This is a genomic window from Rathayibacter sp. AY1B5 (genome assembly GCF_002932795.1).
GTDB lineage: Bacteria > Actinomycetota > Actinomycetes > Actinomycetales > Microbacteriaceae > Rathayibacter.
The window spans coordinates 162,513-180,191 of sequence record NZ_PSWM01000001.1 but is presented as its reverse complement, the minus strand read 5'-3'; the positions used below and the strand labels follow the sequence as shown (position 1 = coordinate 180,191).

Genomic DNA, 17,679 nt, shown 5'->3' with positions numbered 1-17,679 from the left:
CGGACGGCGCGTCAGCGCCCTACCGACCGACACCGAGCCGCTTCGCGATCACTTCGCGAGCGGCTCGTGCCGTTTCATCGACCAGGCGGAACCGCTCGTCCGACGGGGAGTAGGCGTCGCCGAGGGCGCGCCGCAGGATCGCATCCGCGAGCGAGGGGTTCTTCGCGAGGACGGGGCCGTGCAGGTGCGTGCCGAGAAGGCCCCCCACTGCGTAGCCCTCGTGGCCGGCACCGTCGCCGGTGCCGTGCAGCACTCGGCCGAGCGCATGCTCGGGCGCGACCCCGGTCATCCGGCGCTCGTGGTTCTCGAAGCCGACGAGGACGCCGCCCGGAGTCTCGACGACGAGGTCGTCGGTCGCGCGCTCACCCGTGACCGAGTCGCCGGGGAACAGTCCGATCCCCCGGGCACCGCCCGCGGCCGTGCTGATCGCGCCGGCCAGCATCTCCCAACCGGCTCCGACAGCGATCACCTGGGTGCCCCGATCGACCCAGGCGCGCAGCGTCGGCGCGATCTGGTGGAGGAGCGCCAGGACGCCCGGGAGGTCCTCGTCCGCTCCGGTTCCGGCGACCAAGACGTCCGGACGGACCTCGGCGTCGGAGGCGGTCGCCAGCGGCACGACCTCCGCCTCGACGCCCGACCAGCGCGCCCGAGCCGCGAGGACCCGGGCGTTCGCCGCGTCGCCGTTGCTGTCCAGGACATCGGGAGAGAGCACGGCGATGCGGAGGGTGGTCACGCGGTCTCCTCGCGGTTGGTGACGAGCTGCAGGTGCGCACGCGTGCGGCGCATCGAATCGGCCGAGAAGACGATGGTCTTCCGGCCGGAGGCGGGGGTCGGCAGAGCGAGGAACGCGTCGAGCGCGCGACCCAGGTCCTCGTCGACGGAATCGACGCGCACGCCGTCGTAGCGCAGGTGCAGCGCCGCCTCGTGCGCCTTCGACCCCGAGACGACCCTGACATGCCCGAGCACGGAGGTGTCCACGGGCCAGAAGTAGGAGGGGTCTCGGACGTCGGAGCCGATCGCCAGCATGATCTGATCGGTCCCCTCGGGGATCTCCGCGATGTTCAGACGGTAGCTCGCCGGGTTCTGGACCAGGACGAACTCGACCTCCTGGCCGCGCACCGTGACGATCTCGCCCCGCCCGAAGACGGGGTCGATGCTCGAGAGCGCGGAGGCGGCGAGAGCCGGGTCGAAACGCTCGGCGAGTACGGCGCGGGCCGTGGAGACGGCGGCCGCGGCGTCGACCGCGTAGTGGACGCCCCGTGCGGGGAGCCGGACCTCGAGCGGGTCGCCGTCGCTGACGATGCGCGCGGCCGCTCCCGTCGTGCTCTCGACGACGGTGGTGGCGCGGTCGGCTCCGGCCTCCGCCTCCGCGGCGTAGCCCAGGCCACCGGACGCGGACTCGCGGACGGAGGAGGAGACGCCGTACCAGCGGATCCGCTCGTCGGGAAGGGTGGTCGCGACGTCGGCGACGTGGCGGTCGTCGGCGTTCAGCACGACGGGACCGGTCGCGCGGGAGGCGATGGTGCCGAGCATCCGGGCGACCATCGCCGGATCGAAGAAGCGGTCGATCTGGTCGACCACGACGTTCGTCAGAAGGACGACGCGGGGGTGCATCCGGGGCGCGAGGCGCGCGCCGTGACCCTCGTCCATCTCGAGAACGGCGATGTCCGCGTCGATCCGTCCGCGGAGGTCGGCCCGTTCCAGCAGCGCGGACGTCAGCCCCTGCGCGATGTTGGCCGTCGAGGGATTGGTGAAGACCCGGAGCCCGTGCGCGCGGAGGACCGCGACCAGCATCTTGGTCGTGGTCGACTTGCCCGCCGATCCCGTGACGACCACGAGGCCATCCCGGAACCCGTCGAGCACCGCGGGCAGGAACCCCGGCGCGACGCGGTTCACCACGAGTCCGGGCACGGCGGATCCCCCGCCGGGCTTCCGGACCCGCGCGGCGAACCGGGCGGCCCTCCCGAGGAGGACCGCCGGCGCGTAGCGGATCACCGGCCTACTCGAGGTAGTCGCGGAGCGACTGCGAGCGGGACGGGTGGCGGAGCTTGGCCATCGTCTTGGACTCGATCTGACGGATGCGCTCGCGCGTCACGCCGAAGGTGTCGCCGATCTGATCCAGTGTCTTCGGCATGCCGTCGCCGAGGCCGAAGCGCATGCGGATCACGCCGGCCTCGCGCTCCGAGAGCGAGTCGAGCAGCGACTCCAGCTGCTTCTGCAGCATGGTGAAGCCCACGGCGTCGGCCGGGACGACCGCCTCGGTGTCCTCGATGAGGTCGCCGAACTCGCTGTCGCCGTCCTCGCCGAGGGGCGTGTGCAGCGAGATCGGCTCGCGCCCGTACTTCTGCACCTCGATGACCTTCTCGGGGGTCATGTCGAGCTCGCGCGAGAGCTCCTCGGGCGTGGGCTCGCGGCCCAGGTCCTGCAGCATCTGGCGCTGCACGCGGGCCAGCTTGTTGATGACCTCGACCATGTGCACCGGGATGCGGATGGTGCGCGCCTGGTCGGCCATCGCACGGGTGATCGCCTGGCGGATCCACCACGTCGCGTAGGTCGAGAACTTGAAGCCCTTGGTGTAGTCGAACTTCTCGACCGCACGGATGAGGCCCAGGTTGCCCTCCTGGATGAGATCGAGGAACTGCATCCCGCGACCGGTGTAGCGCTTGGCGAGGCTGACGACGAGGCGGAGGTTCGCTCCGAGCAGGTGGCTCTTCGCACGCTGGCCGTCCTTCGCGACCCAGCGCAGCTCGCGGACGAGCTCCGGGCTGAGGTCGGTCGAGTTGGCGAGCTTGTCCTCGGCGAACAGGCCGGCCTCGATGCGCATCGCGAGCTCGACCTCCTCGGCCGCGTTCAGGAGCGCGACCTTGCCGATCTGCTTGAGGTAGTCCTTGACCGGGTCGGCGGTGGCGCCGGTGATCGCGGTCGAGTAGACCGGGACCTCGTCGTCCTCCCCGCCGAAGGACAGCACGAGCGCGCCGCTCGGGAGCGGCTCGGCCGGAGCGGCGACGGCAGCGGCGGCCGGGGCCTCCGGCGTCTCCGCGTCGTCCTTCGCGTCGGTCTCGGTGTCCTCGGCGACGACCTCGGTCTCCTCGTCCTCCGCGGCCTCGTCGGCGTCGGTCGGCTCCTCCTCGGTGTCGGCGGGAGCGGCGGCCTTGGTCGTGGCGCGCGAGCGGGTCGTCTTGGCCGCGGTGGTCTTGGCCGCCGTGGCCTTCGCCGCGGGCTTGCGCGTCGCGGGCTTCTTGGTGGTCGTCGTCACGTCGTCGTCGACGGCGTCGAGCGTTGCGGTCTTGGTAGCTCTGGTGGCCATGGCGGCACCTCTCCATCCGTTGCGTCCCGGGGGCGGGCGGCGCGGGAGGGCGTCGTCCGTCGGTGGGCATTACGAGGACCCATGTCAAGTCGAGGACGTCGCACGCCCGACGTGGGCCTGGTGCTCCTCGACCCGAACGGGTCCTATTGACAATTATTGCACGTCTGAGTAGTGCAGCCGTGCGGTGCGGTGCGAGTGGGGCTCGATCCGACGGGATCCGGGCCGCTCAGCTGGGACATCGCGTCTGCAGAAGGGCGGATCGACGGGGACGACCGTCAGCGCCCCGCGCGGCCGCGGCGCATCCGGTCACTCAGTGCAACCCAGAGGGGGGCCACTGTTATTCCCTCGTCCTCGGCCAGGCGGCGGCGGGTCCGGCGGCGCGCGACGACGAGTCCGACGACTCCGGCGCCGACCACCACGTACTGCACGCACCACGCCAGGCGGAAGTGCTCGAGCGAGTAGGTCTGCTCCGAGGAGGCGCCGGGACCGGCCAGCGCGTCGAGGATCAGGCCGATCGCGAACATCATCGTGAAGCTGGCCAGGAACCCGCCCACGTTGACGACTCCGTTGGCCGCGCCGAGGCTCCGCGAGGGGTTGAACGTGCGGGCGAAGTCGAATCCGATCATGGAGCCGGGGCCGCCCGCTCCGACCACGATCAGGAGCAGAACGACGAGCCAGTACGGCGGGACGCCGGGCCAGAGCAGCACGACGGTCCAGGCGGCCGCCATCGCCGAGACGATCCCGAGCACGAGGTTGCTGCGGCGCATGGGGTGGCGCGCGGTCAGGACGCCGAGCACCGGCCCGACGACGATCCCCGCGATGACGACGATCGTGAGGGTCGGCGCGGCGACGGTCGGAGGCAGGCCGATCGCGTAGACGAGGAAGGGGTAGCCCCAGAGCAGGGTGAAGACCGTCCCGGAGGACTGCGTGACGAAGTGCGACCAGAACCCGAGCTGCGTGCCGGGCCGGCGCAGGCTCACTCCGAGCTGCGCGATCGTCGCCCGGAGCGTCGGCGGCACCACGGTGATCGGCTCGGTGCGCGGCGGGACGTCGGCGACCAGGAGGAGCACGCCGAGGAAGGACACGGCCCCGAGGGCGGCGGCGCTGAGGAACGCGGGCTCCCAGCCGAACGTGTGGAGGATCGCCGCGAACGGGAGTGCGGAGAGGATCTGGCCCACCTGGCCGATGTTGCCGATCCACTGCGAGAGCTGCGGCACGATCGGTCCTCTGAACCAGGTGACTGTGAGGCGGATGACGGAGGTGAAGATCGCGGCGTCCCCCGCTCCCAGCAGGATCCGCCCGACGATCGCGACGCCGATGCTCGGTGCGATCGCGACCACGATCTGACCCGCCATCATCAGGGCCGTGCCCGAGAGGATCAGGGTCCGCGGGCCGAACCGGTCGATGAGGATCCCGACCGGGATCTGCATCCCGGCGTAGACGATCAGCTGGACGACGGCGAGCGACGAGAGGACGGCGGCCGCCACTCCGAACCGCTCCGCGGCGTCCACTCCCGCGACGCCCAGCGTCGTGCGGTCCAGGACCGCGACGAGGTAGGCGAACGCTCCGGCACCGAAGACGAACCAGGCTCGACGATCACGCACTCGTCCGATCCTACGGCCGCTCAGGGGGCGGTGGGCTCCTCGCCCGGGCGGCGGATCGCGAGGAACTTCTCGAGCTCGGCGGCGATCGCGTCGGCGCTGGGCACGAAGCCGTCCTCGTCGGTGAGCGGCGAGCGGAGGCTCGTCCCCTCCATGTAGGTGTCGTGACGGGCCTCCAGGGCCGAGACCAGCTTCCGCAGCTCGTCGTTGCCGCCGACCTGCTCGTCGACCTTGCCGAGGAAGTCCCGCCCGCTCTCGCGCAGGCGGTCCGTGGGGAAGATGAGGCCGGTCGACGCCGAGATGCTCTCGAGCGCCGCGACCGCCGCCTGCGGGTACTCGGTGTCCGACAGGTAGTGGGGTATGAGCAGGGCGAAGCCGACCACGGTCAGGCCGCGCTCGAACAGGCGCAGCTCAAGCAGGTGGAGGACGTTCGAGGGCACCTGCGTGTGCGGCTTCCAGACCGACATCGCCTCGATCAGGTCCTCGCGGTTGCCGCTCACGGTGACGCCGACCGGCCGGGTGTGCGGCACGGGCATCGGGATCGCCTGGACCCACGTGGTCGAGGCGACATCGAGCCGCTCGAGGAGGGAGACCACCGCGCGGGTGAAGCGCTCCCACTGGAAGTCGGGCTCGAAGCCGGTGAGCAGGAGGAACGGCTGGTGCAGCTCGTCGTGTGCGAGCGAGAGCCGGAGCATCGCCGGACGGTAGTCCGTCAGATGGTCCTGGTCGAACGTGATGATGGGGCGGCGGGCCCGGTAGTCGAGCAGCTGATCCTGGTCGAAGACCGCGACGTCGCGGTGCTCGAGCGTCTCGAAGAGGTACTCGCCCAGCTGCCCCACGGCTCCACCGGCGTCGGCCGAGCCGGTGAGGCCCGCGACGAGGTGCAGCCCGCGCGGGATCTCGAACAGGTCTTCCGGATCCAGCATGCGTCCAGTCTAAACGGGGGTCCCGGCGCCCCGGCCGGGTCCGCTGAGCCCTCAGCGAACAGCGCCTAGCATTGCCGCCATGCCCCTCTCCTCTCTCGAGTACTCGACCGTTCCCGCCTCCGACATCGACACCGACGCCCTCGTCCTCGGCGTCGCACCGGGACCCGACGGTCCCCGGCTCGTCGGCGCGGAGGGCTTCGAGGAGCTGGCCCCCGCGCTGAGCGCGCTCGGCGCGACCGGCGCAGCCGAGACGCTCGTGCGCGTGCCGTCCTCGGTCCGTGCCGGAGTGATCGTCCTCGTCGGCCTCGGCTCGGCGGAGCCCGACGACGCCGCGCTGCGGAACGCCGCGGGCGCCGCCGTCCGCCTGCTCGCGGGGTCCGCCTCCGTCGCCCTCTCCCTCCCGGCCGGCTCCGACGGCACGCTCGCCGCGGTCGCCGAGGGCGCCGCGCTCGGCTCCTACTCCTTCACCGCCTTCCGCGGCAGCACCGCCGCCGCCGCGAAGGCGCCCGTCGAGCACGTCGTCCTGCTGGGCGGCGGCGAGTCGGCCGACCCCGCCGTCCTGGACCGCGCGCTCGTGCTCGGCCGCGCGGTCGGCACGGTGAAGGACCTCGTCAACACTCCCCCGTCGCACCTCTACCCGCAGACGCTGGCCGAGGCCGTGCAGACCGGCGCAGAGGGCCTGCCCCTCGAGGTCACCGTCTGGGACGAGAAGGCCCTCGCGGAGGAGGGGTTCGGGGGCATCCTCGGAGTCGGCAGCGGCTCCTCCCGTCCGCCCCGCCTCGTGAAGGTCGCCTACGCGCCCGAGGGCGCGAGCACCCACCTCGCCCTGGTCGGCAAGGGCATCACCTTCGACAGCGGCGGACTCTCGCTCAAGCCGCCGGCCTCGATGATCGGGATGAAGACCGACATGGCGGGCGCGGCGACCGTCTTCGCCGTGGTGCGCGCCATCGCCGAGCTCGGCCTCCCGCTCCGCGCGACCGCCTGGCTCTGCATCGCCGAGAACCTCCCCTCCGGGACCGCGATCCGCCCGGACGACGTGCTGACCGTGCGCGGCGGGACCACGGTGGAGGTGCTGAACACCGACGCCGAGGGCCGGCTGGTGCTCGCGGACGGCCTGGTCGCCGCCAGCGAGGAGCAGCCCGACGCGATCATCGACGTCGCGACGCTGACCGGCGCCTCCGTGGTCGCCCTGGGAAACCGGACCGTCGGCGCCCTGGGCGACGACGAGCTGGTCTCGCGCGTCCTCGACGCCGCCCGCGCGGCGGGAGAGCCCTTCTGGCAGATGCCCCTCCCCGCGGAGCTGCGGCCGCTGCTCAACTCCGACATCGCCGACATCGCGAACGTCAAGCCGGGCAACACCGCCGGGGGCATGCTCCTCGCCGGCCACTTCCTCCGCGAGTTCGTCGGGAAGCGCGGCGAGGGCGAGGACGCCGCCACGATCCCGTGGGCGCACCTCGACATCGCCGGTCCGTCGAGCAACGGCGGCGCCGGCCACGGCTTCACCGGAGCAGGCGCCACGGGCGTCTCGGTGCGCGCCCTGATCGCTCTGGCCGAGGGCTTCGCGAGCGCGTAGTAGGGTCGACGGGGCGGGAGATCCCGCCTCGTCCCCCCTCCCGATCCGCTCGGCGCCCAGCGCCGGAGCCGGTCGGCCGGGAAGCGGGACCGCACGTCGCGAGGGAGTCACTGGGTGTCGGAAGAGCGCTACGACCTGGTCGTGCTCGGAGGTGGCAGCGGCGGGTACGCGGCGGCCCTCCGGGCGACGCAGCTCGGGATGAGCGTCGCGCTCGTGGAGCGCGACAAGCTCGGCGGCACCTGCCTGCATCGCGGGTGCGTGCCCACCAAGGCACTCCTGCACGCCGCCGAACTGGCGGACGGCGCCCGTGAGGGAGAGAAGTACGGCGTGCTCTCGAGCTTCGCCGGGATCGACATGGCAGGCGTCACGCGCTACCGCGAAGGAGTGGTCGCCGGCAAGTACAAGGGGCTGCAGAGCCTCGTGTCCTCGCGCGGCATCACGGTCGTCGCGGGCGAGGGCCGCCTCACCGCGCCCGGCACGGTGACGGTCGGCGAGCACGTGCTCCACGGAGCATCGGTCGTCGTCGCCACCGGGTCCGCCTCCCGCACCCTCCCCGGGATCGAGATCGGCGGCCGCATCCTGACGAGCGACCAGGCTCTCGAGCTCGACCACGTGCCCGCGAGCGTCGTCGTCCTCGGCGGCGGCGTGATCGGCGTCGAGTTCGCGAGCGTCTGGCGCTCGTTCGGCGCCGAGGTCACGATCATCGAGGCACTCCCCCACCTCGTCCCCAACGAGGACGAGAGCGTCAGCAAGCAGCTGGAGCGCGCCTTCCGCAAGCGGGGCATCGCCTTCCAGCTGGGCTCCCGCGTCGCGTCGGTCTCGCAGAGCGAGGGCGGCGTCTCCGTGGTGCTCGAGAGCGGCGCCACGGCGGAGGGCGAGATCCTGCTGGTCGCCGTCGGCCGCGGCCCGGTGACCGCGGGCATCGGCCTCGAGGAGGCCGGGGTCCGCCTCGACCGCGGCTACGTGCTGACCGACGAGCGCCTGCAGACCTCCGTCCCCGGCGTGTACGCCGTGGGCGACATCGTGCCGGGACTCCAGCTCGCGCACCGGAGCTTCCAGCAGGGGATCTTCGTCGCGGAGGAGATCGCCGGCCTGGGCCCGCAGGTCGTCTCGGACGTCAACGTCCCGAAGGTGACCTACAGCGACCCCGAAGTGGCCTCCGTCGGCCTCGGCGAGGCCCGGGCGATCGCCGAGTACGGCGCCGAGCGCGTCGCCGTGCACGACTACGGCCTCGGCGGCAACGCCCGGAGCACGATCATCGGGACCACCGGCTCCGTGAAGGTCGTGCGCCTGGTCGACGGCCCCGTCGTCGGCGTGCACATGGTCGGAGCCCGCGTCGGCGAGCTGATCGGCGAGGCTCAGCTCATCGTGAACTGGGAGGCGCACCCCGAGGACGTCGCGCCCCTCGTGCACGCGCACCCCACTCAGAACGAGGCGCTCGGCGAGGCGCACCTCGCTCTGGCCGGGAAGCCGCTGCACGCCCTGTAGAACCACTGCGGTGCGGCGACCCGCCGCTTCCGCATCAGTAAGCTGGACATCGAAACACAAGCGTCTTAAGGAGACAGGCTCATGAGCGAATCCGTCAGCCTCCCGGCACTCGGAGAGAGTGTCACGGAAGGAACGGTCACCCGCTGGCTGAAGAACGTCGGGGACCGCGTCGAGGTGGACGAGCCCCTGCTCGAGGTCTCGACCGACAAGGTCGACACCGAGATCCCGTCGCCCGTCGCGGGCGTGATCGAGGAGATCCTCGTCCAGGAGGACGAGACCGTCGAGGTCGGCGCCGAGCTGGTGCGCATCGGCGACGGCTCCGGAGCGGCGTCGGCGTCCAAGCCCGAGGCTCCCGCCGAGGAGGCCCCCGAGGTCCAGGCCGCCGAGACCGAGCCCACCGACGAGGCGACCCCGTCGGTCGACGCCGAGAGCGACGCCGAGGCTCCCGCCCCCGCCGAGCCCGAGCCCGCCCCGGCCGCCGAGAAGCCCGCCGCGCCCGAGGCCGCGGCCCCCGCTCCGTCGGCTCCCGCGCCGGCCGCCGCCGCGCCGGCCCCCGCTGCCGCCGCGCCCGCCGCCTCCCCGGAGCCCACCGACTCCAACCCCGGCTACGTCACCCCGCTCGTGCGCAAGCTCGCGGGCGAGAACGGCATCGACCTCTCCACCCTCACGGGAAGCGGAGTCGGTGGCCGCATCCGCAAGCAGGACGTCCTCGACGCGGTCGAGGCCGCCAAGTCGGCTCCGGCCGCCCCGGTCTCGGCGCCCGCCGCCGCAGCCGCGAAGGCCGCGCGCACCCCGCTCGAGACCTCGCCCCTCCGCGGCACCACGCAGCCGATGTCGCGCCTGCGCAAGGTCCTCGCTCAGCGCGCCGTCGAGTCCATGCAGACGAGCGCTCAGCTCACCTCGGTCATCGAGGTCGACGTCACGGCGGTCGCCCGCTTCCGCGACTCGGTCAAGAAGAGCTTCCAGGAGAAGACCGGCGCCAAGCTGTCCTTCCTCCCGTTCTTCGCCCTCGCAGCGGCTGAGGCACTCAAGGCCTACCCGGTGATCAACTCGACGCTCGACGGCGAGTCGATCGTCTACCCGGACCACGAGAACATCAGCATCGCCGTCGACACCGAGCGCGGCCTGCTGACCCCGGTCCTCAAGAACGCCTCCGAGCTGAACCTCGCGCAGATCGCCTCCACCATCGGCGACCTGGCCGAGCGCACCCGCAACAACAAGCTCAAGCCGGACGAGCTCGCCGGCGGCACCTTCACGCTGACCAACACCGGTTCGCGCGGAGCCCTCTTCGACACGCCCGTCGTGTTCCTGCCGCAGACCGCGATCCTCGGCACCGGCATCGTCACCAAGAAGCCGGCCGTCGTGCAGGTGGACGGCGCTGACGCCATCGCGATCCGCTCGACCGTCTTCCTCGCGCTCTCGTACGACCACCGCACGGTCGACGGAGCCGACGCGGCGCGCTTCCTGGTCGCGATCAAGGAGCGCCTCGAGGAGGGCTCGTTCGAGAACGACCTCGGCATCTGAGCCGCTCCTCCTGAGCGCGCCTCTCACGAGGGTGCTCCGGCGTAGACGTCGCGGATGAGCCAGCCGGCCTCCGTCCTGATGATCAGGACGGAGGCCGCTGTCGTTCCCGGGGTCGTCCGGAGGTGCACCACGGCCGACGCCCCGTACACGTCGACGAGGACCGCCGAGACCTCTCCCGTCGTCGGGACAGCGGAGGCGGGGCCGCCAGCCGCGTCGTCGAGCGGCGAGTCCGCCGTGACCAGCCCGCGGGCGCACTCCCGGTCACCGCACAGGCGCACCGCGTCGATCAGCACCTCCGCCGCCTGCTCGGCGTCGAGCGAGGCCGACGCGACCGGAGCCGGCGATGCCGCGGTCGTCGCCTCCGCCCGCGGAGTCGACCGTGTCGGGACGGGCGCGGCTCCGGTGGACGCCTCCGCGTCCTGCACCTGCCGACCGGGCCCGCCCGCGAGCGAACCGGCGAGCACCGCTCCCAGCACGATCGCCGTCCCGACGGACAGCGGTCCCCGACGCCGGACGACGAACACCCGGAGGCGGTCCTGCCATCCGTCGAGCGGATGGACGCGCCGATGCCGGGCAGCAGGAGTGAGCACCGCCTCCCGACCAGGTGCATCCGCTCCGGACGTCGGCAGCGCCCGGACCGCCTCGCCGATCCCCTGCGGATCCGCGAGTCCGTAGAGGCCGCCCTCTAGCGCCAGCAGGTCGCGGTGCCGCGCGAGTGCGGCGACCGGCAGCTCCGGGCAGAGCATCCCGAGGCGCTCCAGGACCCGCTGCAGCGCGTCGCGCGCCGCACGCGGGGTGTCGACGGCGGACGTCGTCAGCAGCAGCAGGGGCCGGCCCTCCTCCGTCAGGCCGATGTCGTCCGTCGTCGGACCCAGCCAGGCTCCCTCGAGTGCGGCCGAGCGGACGGCTCCGACCACGGGGGCGAGCAGGGTGACCGCGGCGCCGAGTCCGATCCCCCGCTCGACCCGCAGGAACCTCTCGAGCGTGGCGACGACGGGAGGAGCGGTCGAGACGACGCACCTCCTCGGAGACGACTCCACTCGGACGATGCGCTCGCGGTGGCGGTGCTCGGCGAGACGAGCCACCGGCGAGGCCTGCAGCGCCTCGCCGTCCCGGGGCCGCATCGTCCTCTCGACCGCCGGTGGGGCGTCCGGCTCAGGCGTCCGCCGCCTCCCCGTCCGCACTCCGCCGCTCCTCCGGCGCTGGACCGTCCCGCTGCTCGTCATGAGGGGAGCCTGACCGCAGACCGCGGCGGAGGATGCGCGCCGATCCCGATCAGTGGAGGGATCGGCGCACGCGCCCTCTGTGGAGGAGCCGGATCCGCGTCCGGGGTCCGCCGCCGCGCTCCCGCTCGGTATCCTTGACATCATGGCACGCAGCACGGAACCGTCGACGAAGGCGGTCAAGGAACCCGGACGTCTCAAGCAGATGTGGCAGGTGTTCCAGATGACCCGCCGCTACGACAGCAGCGCCGTCTGGATCATCCTCCTCGCGCTCCTGCTCCCGATCCTGCTCGGCGTGCTCCTCGGCGTCCTGCTCGGCAACGGCAACGGCTTCGTGATCGCGCTGTGGATCGTCGTGGGCGTGATGGCCGGACTCGTCGCCGGACTCGCGGTGCTCTCGCGTCGCGCCGAGCGCGCCGCCTACGGCCAGATCGCCGGGCAGCCCGGCGCGGTCGGCGCCGTACTGCGCAGCGGCCTGCGCGGCACCTGGACCGGCGGGGAGATGCCCGTCGCCGTCAACGGCAAGACCCAGGACGCGGTCTACCGTGCTGTCGGCCGCGGAGGCGTCGTGCTGATCGCGGAGGGCCCCGCCTCCCGCACCAAGCGCATGCTCGAGGACGAGCGGCGCAAGGTGTCGCGGATCCTGCCGAACGTCCCCGTCACCTTCGTGCACGTCGGCTCGGACGCCGACGCGACTCCGCTGCACAAGGTGCCGAGCCGCCTCTCGAAGACGAAGAAGGTCCTCACCAAAGCCGAGGTCCTCGCGGTGAAGAACCGGCTCTCCTCGCTCAACACGTCGCTGCCCATCCCGAAGGGCGTCGACCCCTTCAAGGTGCGCCCGCAGCGCTCGCGCTGACGCACGACACGACAGGCCGGTCGGGATCGCTCCCGACCGGCCTGCTCCGTCTGCGTCACCCTCAGTAGCGGACGAGCACCGTCCCGGCCACCTTGTCGTGGAAGCCGCGCTGATCCGAGTCCCAGACGAGCGCCGGCACCAGCACGGCCAGCAGCACCGAGCGCACGATCGGGCGCCACACGCCGACCCAGCCACCGCCGAGCCGGATGACGCGCATCCCGAGCAGGCGGTGCCCGATGCTGCCGCCGATGGTGGGGATGAAGACGACCTGCAGCAGGACGAACAGCAGCAGGCTCGCCCAGCGGTCGTAGTCGAAGAACGCGAGCGACAGGAGGGCGGCGACGGCGAAGTCGACGGCCAGGGCGGCGATGCGGCGGCCGGACCGTCCGACCGAGAGGCGGCCTTCTCGAGGGAGGCCGAGGCGCTCCCCCGGGTACGAGCTCGGGGCGGCGTCGGCGAAGGTCCTGCGGTCGGCGGCTGGCATCCTCCGATCCTATCCGCGGCGTCTCGGAGCGGCCCGAGGTGCGGCCGGTCCGGCCCGCGACGTGGAGCCCGACCCCGGACGCGCCCCGTAACATGTCGGAAACAACAGGGACACGGTGGGGAAACCCCCCGTCACTACCCTGGAACGGCTGCGCTCTGCAGCACCCCGTTACGCCATTGGAGACCTTTGCATGTTTAAAGATTCTTCCGAGGTGCTCACGTTCATCAAGGACACGGACGTCAAGTTCCTCGACATCCGGTTCACCGATCTCCCCGGTGTCCAGCAGCACTTCAACATCCCCGCCTCGACAGTCGACGAGGAGTTCTTCTCCGTCGGCCAGCTCTTCGACGGGTCCTCGATCCGCGGATTCGCGAACATCCACGAATCGGACATGCAGCTGATCCCTGACGTGACCACCGCCTACGTGGACCCGTTCCGCGTCGAGCGCACGCTGATCCTCGTCTTCGACATCTACAACCCGCGCAACGGCGAGATCTACTCGAAGGACCCCCGCCAGGTCGCGAAGAAGGCCGAGAAGTACCTCGCGTCGACCGGTATCGCCGACACCGCGTTCTTCGCCCCCGAGGCGGAGTTCTACATCTTCGACGACGTCCGCTACGAGGTCACGCAGAACTCGGCGTTCCACTCCGTCGACTCGGTCGAGGGCGCCTGGAACTCCGGACGCGTCGAGGAGGGCGGCAACCTCGGCAACAAGACTCCCTACAAGGGCGGCTACTTCCCCGTCAGCCCGGTCGACAAGCAGGCCGACCTCCGCGACGACATCTGCCTCAAGCTGATCGACGCCGGCCTCATCCTCGAGCGCTCCCACCACGAGGTGGGCACCGGCGGCCAGGCCGAGATCAACTACCGCTTCGACACGATGGTCCACGCGGCGGACGACATCCTGAAGTTCAAGTACATCGTCAAGAACACGGCGGAGCAGTGGGGCAAGACCGCCACGTTCATGCCGAAGCCGCTCTTCGGCGACAACGGCTCGGGCATGCACACCCACCAGTCGCTGTGGAACGACGGCACGCCGCTGTTCTACGACGAGAACGGCTACGGCGGTCTCTCGGACCTCGCGCGCTGGTACATCGGCGGCCTGCTCAAGCACGCCCCCGCCGTCCTCGCGTTCACGAACCCGACGGTCAACTCCTACCACCGCCTGATCCCGGGCTTCGAGGCGCCGGTCAACCTGGTGTACTCGGCCGGCAACCGCTCCGCGTCCATCCGCATCCCGATCACGGGCACCAACCCGAAGGCCAAGCGCATCGAGTTCCGCGCGCCCGACGCCTCCGGCAACCCGTACCTCGCGTTCGCCGCGCAGCTGATGGCGGGCCTCGACGGCATCAAGAACCGCATCGAGCCGCACGAGCCGGTCGACAAGGACCTCTACGAGCTGCCCCCCGAGGAGGCGAAGCTCATCCCGCAGGTCCCCGCGACCCTCGGCGAGGCGCTCGACGCCCTCGAGGCCGACCACGACTTCCTCCTCCAGGGCGGCGTGTTCACTCAGGAGCTCATCGACACCTGGATCGAGTACAAGCGCGAGAAGGAGATCAAGCCCCTCGCGCAGCGTCCTCACCCGTTCGAGTTCGAGCTGTACTACGGGGTCTGATCCCGCAGCACTGCAGCAGGGCCGTTCCTCCTCGGAGGGGCGGCCCTGCGCCGTTCCCGGCGCCCGGCGTCAGCGGTAGGAGGGGGTGTCCTCCGCCGCCGGCCCGTAGAACAGCCGCTCGAAGACCGCGCGGGAGCGGCGGGTCACTCCGAGGTAGTCGTCCTCGAGCGCCGTCGCGGACCCTGCCGGATACTCCAGCAGGCGAGCGACGCCCTCGAGCTGACGGCGGTCGGTCGGGAGGACGTCGCTGGTGCGGTTGCCCCAGAGGGTGGTGCCCGAGCGGACGCGGGAGGCGAGGATCCACGCGGCGCGCAACCGCTCCGCGTCCTGCGGGCCGATCATGCCCTCCTCCTCCGCGACGGCGAGGGCGGTGAGGGTCGAGGTCGTCCGGAGCGCCGGGGTCCGCCGCGCATGCTGCAGCTGGAGGAGCTGCACCAGCCACTCGACGTCGCTCAGCGATCCGCGGCCGAGCTTGAGGTGCCGGCGGGGGTCGGCTCCCTGCGGCAGGCGCTCGCTCTCGACCCGTGCCTTGATCCGCTTCACCTCGCGGATGTCGCGGTCGGAGACCGCCCCCGGATAGCGGACCCCGTCGGCCAACTCCTCGAAGTCCTCGATGAGCGACCGGTCCCCCGCCACTCCCCGCGCCCGCAGCAGCGCCTGCGCCTCCCAGGTCAGGGACCAGCGGGCGTAGTAGGCGCGGTAGGAGTCGAGGGAGCGCACGAGCGGCCCGTTCTTGCCCTCGGGCCGCAGGTCGGCGTCGAGGTCGAGCGGCAGGCGGGAGTCCTCCGTGAGCCGGACCAGCTCGGCGACGACGAACTGCGAGTAGAGCTGGGCCTGGTGGGGCTCGGCCGTGCCGGGGCGCTGGACGTACATCACGTCGGCGTCGGACCCGAAGCCCAGCTCCGCCCCTCCGTAGCGGCCCATGCCGATGATCGCGAACTCCGCGTCGGCGCCGGGCCGCGTCGCACTGCCGCGCCGGACGGCGGCGAGCACGCCGCCCAGCAGCGCGCTGATGATGTCGGTGAGGCTGGTCGCGATCTCCTCGATCGAGCTGAGACCGAGCACGCCCCCCATGGCGGTCCGCAGCACCTCGCGCCGGCGCATCGAGCGGAGGACCGAGGCGACCGCGTCGGACGTCTCGTGCCGCGCGAGCACGGCGCGGACCTCCTCGGCGAGCTGCGCCGCGCTCCGGGGCCGGAGAGCGTCGTCGTCCTCGAGCCAGGCCGCCGACTCCGGGATGCGGTCGAGCAGCTCGCCCACGAAGCGCGAGCCCGAGAGCACCGTGGTGAGCCGCTTCGCAGCGCCGGAGGAGTCACGGAGCATCCGCAGGAACCAGGGCGTCCCGCCGAGCGCGTCGCTCAGCCGCCGGAAGGCGAGGAGTCCGTAGTCGGGGTCCGGACCGTCGGCGAACCACTGCAGCATCACCGGCACGAGATGGCGTTGGATGCTCGCGCGCCGCGAGACGCCGGAGGTCATCGCCGCGATGTGGCCGAGCGCCCCGCGTGCGTCGGCGAAGCCGATGGCGGCCAGGCGCGCCTCCGCCTGACCGGTCGAGAGCTCGGCGCCGCCGTCGGACAGCGCGGCGACGGCGGACAGCAGCGGCCGGTAGAACAGGCGCTCGTGCAGACCGCGGACGCGGTGCTTGATGCTGTTCCACACCGTCAGCAGCTCCTCCGCCGTGCGGGCGAGGCCGCTGGAGCGGGCGAGGGTGCGCAGCTCGTGCTCGTCCCGCGGCATCAGGTGCGTGCGGCGCAGGCGACGCAGCTGCAGGCGGTGCTCGAGCAGCCGCAGCGCGCGGTAGTCCTGCGCGAACTCCTCCGCAGCGGAGCGCCCGATGTACCCGCGGTCGGCGAGGGCGCCCAGAGCGAGGAGCGTACCGGGCATGCGGATCTCGTCGTCGGTCTGCCCATGCACGAGCTGAAGCAGCTGGACGGTGAACTCGATGTCGCGCAGGCCGCCGGGCCCGAGCTTGATCTGGTAGTGGACGTCGTTCTGCGGGATGTTCTCGGTGACCCGCTCCCGCATCCGCTGCACCGACTCGACGAAGTTCTCGCGGGACGCGCTCGACCACACCTTCGGCGCCACCGCGTCGACGTACGCCCGCCCGAGCTCGGGGTCGCCCGCGAGCGGACGCGCCTTCAGGAGCGCCTGGAACTCCCAGCTCTTCGCCCACCGGTCGTAGTAGGTGATGTGCGACTCGAGAGTGCGCACGAGCGCACCCTGCTTGCCCTCCGGGCGCAGGTTCGGGTCGACCTCCCAGAGCTCCGGTTCCATCGCCAGCGCGGACGTCCCGCGCATGAGGAGCACGGCGAGCCGGGTGGCGACGTCGATCGCGCGGGCGTTCGTCAGCTCCTTCTCCGGGTCGCCCTCCGCGACGAAGATCACGTCGACGTCGCTGACGTAGTTGAGCTCGGACGCTCCCGCCTTGCCCATGCCGATGACGGCGAAGCGGGTGGCGGCGACCTCGTCCCGGCCGAAGCGGCCCGTGCCTTCGACCAGCTCGGTCCGCGCCACGGCGAGGGACGCCTCCAGCGCGGCTCCGGCGAGGTCGGCCAGCGCCCTCGTCACCCGGTCGATCGCCGCAACGGGGTCGGCCTGGCTCAGGTCGTGGACGACGATCCTGGTGAGGAGGCGGCGGTACCGCACGCGCAGCGCCGTCCAGCCCGCCTCCTCCCGGAGCGACGAGAAGCCGTCGACGGCGCCGACCGACTCGAGGAGCTCCGCCTTCATCTCGGCGCGCCCCGGGAGGGTGCGGACGGGTTCGAGGACGATGGCCAGCTCGTCCGGCCGGCGCTGCAGGAAGTCGGCGAGGCCGGACGAGGCCCCCACCACCAGCAGCAGCCGGGTCAGGGCGTCGTCGTCGGCGAGGACCGCGTCCATCCGGTCGCGGTGCCGCCGCAGCAGGTCGATCAGAGCGAGCAGCGCCTCGTCCGGGTCCGCCACGCGGGCGAAGGAGGGCAGCACCGACTCGAGCTGCCGCCCGGCCAGCTCCTCCGCCTGGGCCAACCGCGACCCGGTCTCGCCGAGCGCGGCGAAGCCGAGGCGTGCGACATCGCGGAGGGAGCGTTCGCGGGGCATGGCC

13 protein-coding genes are annotated in these 17,679 nt (G+C 72.1%); 5 read left to right on the top strand and 8 right to left on the bottom strand.

What is annotated here, in order from left to right:
* Positions 1-19 precede the first annotated feature (19 nt).
* The 5 genes from C5D44_RS00880 to C5D44_RS00860 form a co-directional block, all read right to left on the bottom strand.
* Complete coding sequence (locus C5D44_RS00880; protein ID WP_146086045.1) at positions 20-733, bottom strand: type 1 glutamine amidotransferase; 714 nt, start codon at positions 731-733, stop codon at positions 20-22.
* On the bottom strand, positions 730-1,995 hold the full coding sequence (locus C5D44_RS00875) for a Mur ligase family protein (RefSeq protein WP_104280568.1): 1,266 nt from the start codon (positions 1,993-1,995) through the stop codon (positions 730-732). Before C5D44_RS00875 ends, C5D44_RS00880 begins: the two co-directional genes overlap by 4 nt.
* A 4-nt stretch (positions 1,996-1,999) precedes the next feature.
* Entirely contained in the window at positions 2,000-3,307 is a 1,308-nt protein-coding gene (locus C5D44_RS00870) for an RNA polymerase sigma factor (protein WP_104280567.1), read from the bottom strand.
* Positions 3,308-3,582: 275 nt separating this feature from the next.
* On the bottom strand, positions 3,583-4,911 hold the full coding sequence (locus tag C5D44_RS00865) for a nitrate/nitrite transporter (protein WP_104280566.1): 1,329 nt from the start codon (positions 4,909-4,911) through the stop codon (positions 3,583-3,585).
* A gap of 20 nt (positions 4,912-4,931) precedes the next feature.
* Positions 4,932-5,834 (bottom strand): proteasome assembly chaperone family protein, encoded by a 903-nt coding sequence (locus C5D44_RS00860; RefSeq protein ID WP_104280565.1) that lies wholly within the window; start codon positions 5,832-5,834, stop codon positions 4,932-4,934.
* Between the two features lie 79 nt (positions 5,835-5,913).
* Between C5D44_RS00860 and C5D44_RS00855 the strand changes: the two genes are divergently transcribed.
* From C5D44_RS00855 to sucB, 3 genes are all read left to right on the top strand, one after another.
* On the top strand, positions 5,914-7,407 hold the full coding sequence (locus tag C5D44_RS00855) for a leucyl aminopeptidase (RefSeq protein WP_104275690.1): 1,494 nt from the start codon (positions 5,914-5,916) through the stop codon (positions 7,405-7,407).
* Between the two features lie 114 nt (positions 7,408-7,521).
* Positions 7,522-8,895 (top strand): dihydrolipoyl dehydrogenase, encoded by a 1,374-nt coding sequence (lpdA, locus tag C5D44_RS00850; protein WP_104280564.1) that lies wholly within the window; start codon positions 7,522-7,524, stop codon positions 8,893-8,895.
* Positions 8,896-8,976: 81 nt separating this feature from the next.
* The gene (gene sucB, locus C5D44_RS00845) at positions 8,977-10,419 is read left to right on the top strand and encodes a 2-oxoglutarate dehydrogenase, E2 component, dihydrolipoamide succinyltransferase (protein ID WP_104280563.1); all 1,443 of its coding nucleotides are present in this window, start codon (positions 8,977-8,979) and stop codon (positions 10,417-10,419) included.
* A gap of 23 nt (positions 10,420-10,442) precedes the next feature.
* On the opposite strand, the gene C5D44_RS00840 is transcribed toward sucB, so the two are convergent.
* Positions 10,443-11,543 (bottom strand): hypothetical protein, encoded by a 1,101-nt coding sequence (locus C5D44_RS00840; protein ID WP_104280562.1) that lies wholly within the window; start codon positions 11,541-11,543, stop codon positions 10,443-10,445.
* Between the two features lie 244 nt (positions 11,544-11,787).
* On the opposite strand from C5D44_RS00840, the gene C5D44_RS00835 reads away from it, so the two are divergent.
* Positions 11,788-12,498, top strand: coding sequence for a DUF4191 domain-containing protein (locus C5D44_RS00835; protein WP_104276086.1), 711 nt, complete (start codon positions 11,788-11,790; stop codon positions 12,496-12,498).
* 61 nt (positions 12,499-12,559) lie between these two features.
* Here C5D44_RS00835 and C5D44_RS00830 read toward each other — a convergent pair whose 3' ends face one another.
* Positions 12,560-12,982: an RDD family protein gene (locus tag C5D44_RS00830; protein WP_104223667.1), complete on the bottom strand. Its 423-nt coding sequence runs from the start codon at positions 12,980-12,982 to the stop codon at positions 12,560-12,562.
* Positions 12,983-13,172: 190 nt separating this feature from the next.
* On the opposite strand from C5D44_RS00830, the gene glnA reads away from it, so the two are divergent.
* Positions 13,173-14,597, top strand: a complete 1,425-nt coding sequence (gene glnA, locus C5D44_RS00825; protein ID WP_104276073.1) for a type I glutamate--ammonia ligase — start codon at positions 13,173-13,175, stop codon at positions 14,595-14,597.
* 69 nt (positions 14,598-14,666) lie between these two features.
* Here the strand turns inward: glnA and C5D44_RS00820 are convergent, their stop codons facing one another.
* Positions 14,667-17,675 carry a bifunctional [glutamine synthetase] adenylyltransferase/[glutamine synthetase]-adenylyl-L-tyrosine phosphorylase gene (locus C5D44_RS00820; RefSeq protein WP_104280561.1) on the bottom strand — a complete coding sequence of 1,003 codons (3,009 nt, stop codon included), beginning with the start codon at positions 17,673-17,675 and terminating at the stop codon, positions 14,667-14,669.
* Positions 17,676-17,679 lie beyond the last annotated feature (4 nt).

What these genes read in the sequence shown, in the direction of transcription:
- C5D44_RS00870 (WP_104280567.1), bottom strand. Translation starts at nt 3,307, where the DNA reads ATGGCCACCAGAGCTACCAAGACCGCAACGCTCGACGCCGTCGACGAC.
- C5D44_RS00860 (WP_104280565.1), bottom strand. Translation starts at nt 5,834, where the DNA reads ATGCTGGATCCGGAAGACCTGTTCGAGATCCCGCGCGGGCTGCACCTC.
- C5D44_RS00855 (WP_104275690.1), top strand. Translation starts at nt 5,914, where the DNA reads ATGCCCCTCTCCTCTCTCGAGTACTCGACCGTTCCCGCCTCCGACATC.
- sucB (WP_104280563.1), top strand. Translation starts at nt 8,977, where the DNA reads ATGAGCGAATCCGTCAGCCTCCCGGCACTCGGAGAGAGTGTCACGGAA.
- C5D44_RS00840 (WP_104280562.1), bottom strand. Translation starts at nt 11,543, where the DNA reads ATGCGGCCCCGGGACGGCGAGGCGCTGCAGGCCTCGCCGGTGGCTCGT.
- C5D44_RS00835 (WP_104276086.1), top strand. Translation starts at nt 11,788, where the DNA reads ATGGCACGCAGCACGGAACCGTCGACGAAGGCGGTCAAGGAACCCGGA.
- C5D44_RS00830 (WP_104223667.1), bottom strand. Translation starts at nt 12,982, where the DNA reads ATGCCAGCCGCCGACCGCAGGACCTTCGCCGACGCCGCCCCGAGCTCG.
- glnA (WP_104276073.1), top strand. Translation starts at nt 13,173, where the DNA reads ATGTTTAAAGATTCTTCCGAGGTGCTCACGTTCATCAAGGACACGGAC.
- C5D44_RS00820 (WP_104280561.1), bottom strand. Translation starts at nt 17,675, where the DNA reads ATGCCCCGCGAACGCTCCCTCCGCGATGTCGCACGCCTCGGCTTCGCC.